The organism is Caballeronia humi, assembly GCF_001544475.1.
GTDB classification, from domain to species: domain Bacteria; phylum Pseudomonadota; class Gammaproteobacteria; order Burkholderiales; family Burkholderiaceae; genus Caballeronia; species Caballeronia humi.
Genome location: NZ_FCNW02000108.1, coordinates 1 through 7,101, shown reverse-complemented (window position 1 = coordinate 7,101; position 7,101 = coordinate 1). Strand labels below are relative to the sequence as shown.

At 63.6% G+C, this 7,101-nt stretch carries 3 protein-coding genes and 1 pseudogene; 2 read left to right on the top strand and 2 right to left on the bottom strand.

The features are described 5' to 3' along the window. Together AWB65_RS33690 and AWB65_RS36090 are read left to right on the top strand one after the other, a co-directional pair. On the top strand, nt 1-1,171 hold a 1,171-nt coding region (locus AWB65_RS33690; protein ID WP_200821867.1), incomplete at its 5' end, for an IS110 family RNA-guided transposase. Nucleotides 1,172-1,522: 351 nt separating this feature from the next. Next, nucleotides 1,523-1,684, top strand: a pseudogene (locus AWB65_RS36090) (IS30 family transposase); the annotation flags it as partial. A 262-nt stretch (nt 1,685-1,946) separates the two neighbouring features. On the opposite strand, the gene AWB65_RS33685 reads toward AWB65_RS36090, so the two are convergent. Together AWB65_RS33685 and AWB65_RS33680 are read right to left on the bottom strand one after the other, a co-directional pair. Next, entirely contained in the window at nt 1,947-4,316 is a 2,370-nt protein-coding gene (locus AWB65_RS33685; RefSeq protein WP_235008045.1) for a two-partner secretion domain-containing protein, read from the bottom strand. A 16-nt stretch (nt 4,317-4,332) separates the two neighbouring features. Beyond that, nucleotides 4,333-6,678 (bottom strand): two-partner secretion domain-containing protein, encoded by a 2,346-nt coding sequence (locus AWB65_RS33680; RefSeq protein WP_159907946.1) that lies wholly within the window; start codon nt 6,676-6,678, stop codon nt 4,333-4,335. Nucleotides 6,679-7,101 lie beyond the last annotated feature (423 nt).

Below are 7,101 nucleotides of genomic sequence, written 5' to 3'. Positions count from 1 at the left end.
CAACGCCAGGCGCGAGTTCGACTGCATCCCTCATCAAGTCGCGCGCATTGACGAATGGGCAAAGTCTTTATACCAGCGCTTTGGTGGCCCTATCGCGGTTGCCCTTGAACTGGCCAGGGGACCGATCGTCGCTGCACTGCAGAAGTACGACTTCTTCGTGCTCTTTCCGATTAACCCGTCGACACTCGCCAAATATCGCGAGGCGTTCAAACCAAGCCGCGCCAAGGACGATCCCACCGATGCAGAGTTGGCACTCGAACTCCTGCTGCGCCATCCCGAGCGGTTTGCTCCGCTCAGACCACAGAGCGTCGCCATGCGTTCGCTGTTCAGCCTGGTCGAGCAACGTCGCGAACTGGTCGGCGACAAGACCCGATTCACCAACCGCTTATGTGACACGCTCAAGCAGTATTACCCGCAGGCTCTGGAGTGGTTCGAGCAGAGAGATACGGTGCTCTTCTGCGACTTCCTCACCCACTGGCCGACGCTCTTGACGGTCAGGCGCGCCCGCAGGACGACCCTTGAAGCGTTCTTCCATGCCCACAAGTGCCGTATCAGGCTGATCGCGGTACGTCTGGAATCGATCCGCGCCGCTACGCCCCTCACCGAAGACCCTGGCATCATCACGGCCTGCCGATTGCACGTGCTGGCGCTGGTGGCGCAGCTGCGCACCGTGCTCTCGGCGATCGATGTGTTCGATAGGGAGATCGCGGCGCTCGCGCGGGCGCAACCTGACTTCGCCCTGTTTGACCGCCTGCCGGGCGCCGGCCCCCAAATGGCGCCGCGCCTGCTCGCGGCCTTTGGCGAGCAGCGCGACCGCTTCCACGGGGCTGATGAACTGCAGAAGTACGCTGGCATTGCCCCCGTGACCGAACGTAGCGGCAAGAAGAGCTGGGTGCACTGGCGCTGGCAATGCCCGAAGTTCCTGCGCCAGACGTTCGTCGAATGGGCCGCCCAGACCATCAACAAATCGTTCTGGGCCAGCGCTTACTATCGGCAACAACGAGCGAAGGGGAGTACGCACCAGGCTGCCGTCAGGGCATTGGCGTTCAAGTGGATCCGCATCCTGTACCGATGCTGGCAAACCAGAACGCCGTACGACGAGACCACCTACCTTAACGCTTTGAGGAAACGCGGTTCGCCACTGCTCAGGCACCTCGAACTTCCGGGGTAACCAGTCTCGGTGGCGGTTACGCAGCTGGATTCCGGATCGGTGGATTGCCTCCGTTGGACTCGATGGTGCCAGTTGTCCACGGCCGGCCGGCGGGTCGCCTGTCTACGACCATGCCGCTGGCCGGCGGTGGGCAACCGGCCAGGCGCCCGCATGGCGTTCCGCTCGACATACTCCGTCTCATAAACGAGCGGCGAGCGATACCCTATGCCACAAGGGAGGGCATATGAGCCGCATCTGCCCTCGATAACAGAGGGCAGATCAATCGGTTTATGTGCTCGTGCGCTCGTGCGTCTCGAACCGGAAGCAGAAGCGCAACTTCCCGCTGAAAAACCTTGACGGACTACCTCAGGGCCTGAAGGCACCGACCTGTCGGTATACAGTCAAGACGAACTCGACGCCATCGCCGACAGCCTAAACAGCCGGCCTCGCGCGACTCACGCGTTCCATTCTCCATTCGAGGTCTTCGCCGCCACGCTCGCCTCAGCCAGTCAGCCTCACCGTTCTAAACACTAGACTCCGTGTTGCACTTCAGTTTGAAACCGCCTAGCATAAGCATAAGCCATCCTACTGATGGTGCTGTTCGCCGCCTTACCTTACCGCCACCAAGACCTGGTCGATCCCTCCATCCACCTTGGTCGTCTTATTCCTTATAGGGTCGGGCGCGACAAGGTCCGAGGGCGCCACCGTTCGCGCTATTGGACGACGCGGACGCTACTATCCGGCGGCGACCGGATATCATGACATGGTCGTCCTTGCTGCGAGCGAATTTCTGCTCTCACTGCGACTCGAGTTGCCACCGCAAAAAAGGATGCGTAGCGCCCGCTGGCGTGACCCACGTCCCGTTCGGGCCGAAGTCCCAACTCGGCCCAAAGCTTGCCGGATCGCTCATCTGCGCCGTCGTGAGTCCGCTCGATGCCGGCACGTTCGGACCGCCGTTGCTCTGGCCGGTGATGTCCTTGTCCCAGTAGACGTTGGTCGCGCCCGTCGGCGTATTATTGATGAACAGTCCCGCGCGCGGCGCCGGCCCGAGTTCGTTGGACACCACCGCGACCGAGAACGACTCGTCTACCTTCCCCGAATTCGCGGTGACGAGCCCTGCGTCGCTGCCAGACCAGCCGCCGACGGTGCCCGCCGCATACGACTGCCGGATCGTGCCCGTGCTCGAATTCACGCTGACAAGCCCGGAGCTGACCGGCTCCTTGCTGCTACCGGTCTGGCCGGTTGCGAACGATTGCAGGATGGTTCCGTTGTTCTGCGCGACCAGGCCGGCCAGGACCCCCGAGGTTCCCCCGCTCGCGCTGCTCCATGATCGCTCGATGATCCCGTCGTTGCGCCCGACGAGTCCGCCCGCACTAGCGGGCTCGGACACGGAACTGGACGCGGAGCCCATCGAATACGAATAGGTGATGAGACCGCGATTGCGTCCCGCGAGCACACCGCCGAATCCCTGCGATGCCGGTCTCGACCCGCCGTCCACGCCAAGATTGCGTACCACGCCCGCAGGTCCGATCACCGCGAACAAGCCGGTGTACACGCCTGGATTCCCCTCGTTGTCAGTCTGAAAACTGTAGAGGCCGCGCAGCACGTGGCCCATGCCGTCGAACTGGCCGTTGAATTCCTGATCCGCGCCCACGCCGATGCCTCTGAACGCGCGATCGCCGGCGGGAAGCGTCACGTCCTTACCGAGCGCGAAGTTGCCGTCGAGATCGGCGGCGACATACTTCATGTCCGACGGCGAACTCACGAGCAGGTAATTCGTGAATTGCGACTTCAGTCCGCTGTAGGGCGCGGCAGTCCATGCGGAATTGGTGAGGATTGTGCCAGACGTGTAGAGGCCGCCGTTCCTCGGACTCAGCGTCGAAACGATGCCCGTGCTGCCCGACCAGTCGATGATGCCGTTCACGAACACGGCCCCGGCGTTGAATATGCCGGTCGCATCGGCGCGCAGCTTCATGTTGCCCGCGCCCGCGTTGCCGAGCGTCGTCGTGCTGTTAACGGTAATCGAATGGAATGCATTAACGTTGAACGACGCGTCGCCGATCCAGCGCATCGTCGATACCAGGTTGACGTCGTCCCGTGTCGCGTCGAGCGTCACCGAGGTGCCCTGATTCAATTGCTTCGTAAGCGTCGCCGCCGTCACCGGGTCGACATCGAAGTGCAGCGCGCTCAGGGTCCACGAGCCCGCATGAATATCGGCATCGTCGAGGTGCAGCGTGCTGGCGGTCGTATCAACGGCGCCGCCGCTGCCGTCGGCATTCGTCGCATCGATGCGCCCGTGCACGTGCGCCGTGCCGTGCTGAGCGACAAGCCACACGCGGCCGTCGCGCGTGCCCGCGCCGGTCGCGCGCAGCGCCGAATTGTTGCCCGCAAGCGCATACACGTTCCCGTCCGCCGCCTGTAGCGCGATCTGCACGGCGGAGATCGAGCCTTTGTTGACCGCGTCGCCGCTGCGGGTCGCCGTCGATTGCACGTAGGTTTGCGGTACGCTCGTCGTGTCGCGCACCAGCACCTGGCTGCCCGCCGCGAGTTCAGCCGTACCCTTGGGTGCGCTGATCGTGCCGTCGTTCTCCGCGAGCGCGCGCGCGATCAGGAACACGTCGCCGCCCGTCGAGCCGATCTTGCCCATGTTGACGACCGCGCCCATGCCGCCGTCTTTGAAAGTCAGCGGTCCGCCCGCCATGAACGCATCGTTGCCGACATCGAGCGCCGATGCGACGAAACGACCGCCCGTCGTCACCACGCCGTTCGCGCCGATCACGACGCCTTGCGGGTTGATCAGATAGAAGCTGCCCGTCGCGTTGAGATTGCCGTCGATCTGCGAGAGCTGCGCGCCGGTGACGCGGCCCAGCGTCGCGCCGTTGCCGTTGTTCACGGTGACGGTGTTGCCGTTGCCGATCGAAAAGCTGCTCCAGTCGATCACGCCACGCGCCGAACTCTGGCTGATATCCACGGCAGTGCTTTGCGTGGTGATCGTGCCCGCGCCGGCCTTGAACTGGCCGCCCTGCGGCAACGAGCCCGCAGCTAGTGCGGTCGAGGCGTGCAGGGCGACGAGCGGCATCGTCAAGCGCCAGTCGAATGCCGGGCGATGCCGTCCGCGTTCGCGGGACCATTGACTCACCTTGCTGCCATTGACGAGATCCGACATGTCAGCTCCCTTGTGTTCATTGACCGCCGAGCTGCCAGCGCAGAATCGGCAACGTGCTATACGTGGTGGGCATCGCCCATGTGCCGTCCGGCCCGAAGTTCCAGCTCGACGCGAAGGCGGTCGGGTCGCTCAGTTGTTCGAAGGTGCGGCCGTTCGCGGCAGGGATCTGCGTGCCCGTAAAGACGCCGGGAGACTGCGCCAGGTATTCCGCGTTGTACCAGTACACGTCGTTCGCGATCGTGCCGTTATTCGTGCTCGCGACGCGCCCGAGATTGCGTGCGCCCGCGGCGCCGCCGCTGTCGGACGCGTACGACTGGCTGATTGTGCCTTCGTTGAGCGATACCAGCCCGCCCGTGTATGGCGTTTGCACATCGCCTCTCGAATACGATTGGGCGATGTTGCCGCGATTCACGCCGGCGAGCCCGCCGCCCCGCGCACCGCCTGCGGCGAGCAAGCGGGTGCCATACGTGACATACGACTGCACGATCGTGCCGCTGTTGATGCCGGCCAGCCCGCCGATCGGCCCGGCGCCGGTGACGGCCGCGCCGCTGCTCGAGCGCTCAATCACGCCATCGTTGATGCCCGCGAGACCTCCTGCGCCTTTCCCGAAGAACGGGTCCTGCGCAGTCACGCTGCCCGTCGATACGGCCACGTTGCTGATGGTCCCGGCATTGCGCCCCGCGATCAGCCCGACCGGCGTGGAGACGGTGAGCGCCTCGGAGCCGTCCATACGGAGATTGCGCACGACGCCGCCCGCGCCGATCTCCGCGAAGAGGCCGGTAAAGGCGTCGCTCGCCTTCTGGTTCTGACCGTAGCCGTTCATCTGGAACGAGGTAAGCACACGATGCTGCCCGTCGAACTGACCCGTAAAAGCGGTGTGCGTCGCGCCGCCAATGGGATCGATCACGGTCTTCGGGCTACCCGAGCCGAAGTCGCGGCCGAGCGCATAGTTGCCCGCCATATCGTTCTCGATGTTACGCAGATCGACGAGCGTGTTCACGAGCCTGTAGGACGTGAGTTGCGTCTGGAGGCCGCTGAACCGGGCGCTCCACAAAGGGTTCAGCAGCACCGCGCCGCGCGTGAACGTGCCGCCGCCATCGATCAATGCCGTGATACTGCCGGTGCTTGCCGACCAGTCGAGCGTGCCGCGATTGAAGACGCTGCCGCCATGATTGAAGCCACCGGCATCCGCGCGCAAGGTGAGAGCGCCCGCGCCGGTGCTCGCCACCGTCACGTCCGGATCGATGGACACCGAGCGCGCTGCGCCGACGGTCAGCGCGCCCACACCGCTCCAGCGCAGATTTGACGTGACGTGGATATCGTCGCGCGTGGCCGTGGCGTCGATGGACGTGCCGTTGTTCAAATTGCGCGACAAGTTCGGCGCCGTGACCGGACCGATATCGAGCTTGTCCGCGGTGATATTCCATTGCGTGGCGCGCACGGCGGCATCGTCGAGATGCACGGCAGTGCCCCGCGCTTCCACCGTTGCGCCGCCGCCCGTGTAGTTCCTCGCCTCGATGGTCGCATGGACGTGCGCTATACCGCGATCGGCGACGAGCCACACGCGTCCGTCGAGTACGTCCGTGCCGGTCGCGCGGATCGCGCCCGAGTTACCGGCCAACGCGTATACGTTGCCGTCGGCGGATTGCAGCGCGATGCGGATCGCATGGATACCGCCCTTGTTCACCGCGTCGCCGTGCGAGCCAGCGGCCGTGACGAAAGTCTGCGGCGTGGCGTCGGGATCGTAGAGCAGCAGCCAGTCCTTCATCTGCACCTGATCGCCCACGGCGATATCCACGGTGCCCTGCGGCGCGCTGATGACGCCATCGTTCTCCGCGAGCTTGCGCGAGATGAGATACACGTTGCTGCTGGTCGAATTGATCGTGCCGAGGTTGATAACGCTGCCGTTGCCGCCACCAGAAAACAGCGACGTCTGGCGATTCATGAAGGCATCGTTCTCGGTGTCTAGCGTTGACGCGACGAAGTTTCCGCCGGTGGTCACCACGCCCGTCTTGCCGATCAGCACGCCCTGCGGATTGATGAGGTAGAACTGGCCTGGCGACTTCAAAGTGCCATCGATGACCGAGCGTTCGCCGCCGTTCACGCGCGCGAGTGTCGCGATGAAGAAGTTGCCGTTGACGCTGACGGTATTGCCGTTGCCGATGGAGAAGTTGCGCCAGTCGATGACCGCGCGATCCGACCCTTGCGTGATGATGAGCGTGTTGCCCTGCGTCGCGATGGTGCCGTCGCCCGCGATAAAGCGGCCGCCTTCGGGAAGCGGTCCCGCCGCAAGCGCATGCGTCGCACACAGCATGCAGATCGACGACGCCAGCAGGTTGCATATCGATAGAAGGGGGCCCATGAAAGGGCGCAAACGCATAGCCGGTGCCGTTGAACGGGTAACGTTCGCCATATCTGTCTCCTTCGCTAAGCGAAGCGCACTTGGACGATCGTTGATTGCGGAGCGCCGAGCCGTTTAACTTTAGCAGAGGAATATGAAAAAGATAGTTCGCACGCAGCTGTGTAGGCAAGATTTTCTAATCGCTTCACGCCCTCATGCTTTGGAATGCGTAGCAACGCGCTATAACACGGCCATCATGATGTATCGACATACCTAGAAGCCGCGCGCAGCCGGGATTGCTTGGCCGCACCAAACTTGGAAGCCCGTTGTCCTCGGAGTTAATGCTTGAGGACTCACTGAAAATGGGGCCTCTTTCGAATCTCGAGTGGGTGAAGTGCCGGGTCAAGTGCGGGCGCAAGCCCGGCGAAGAGAACACTTGACGCG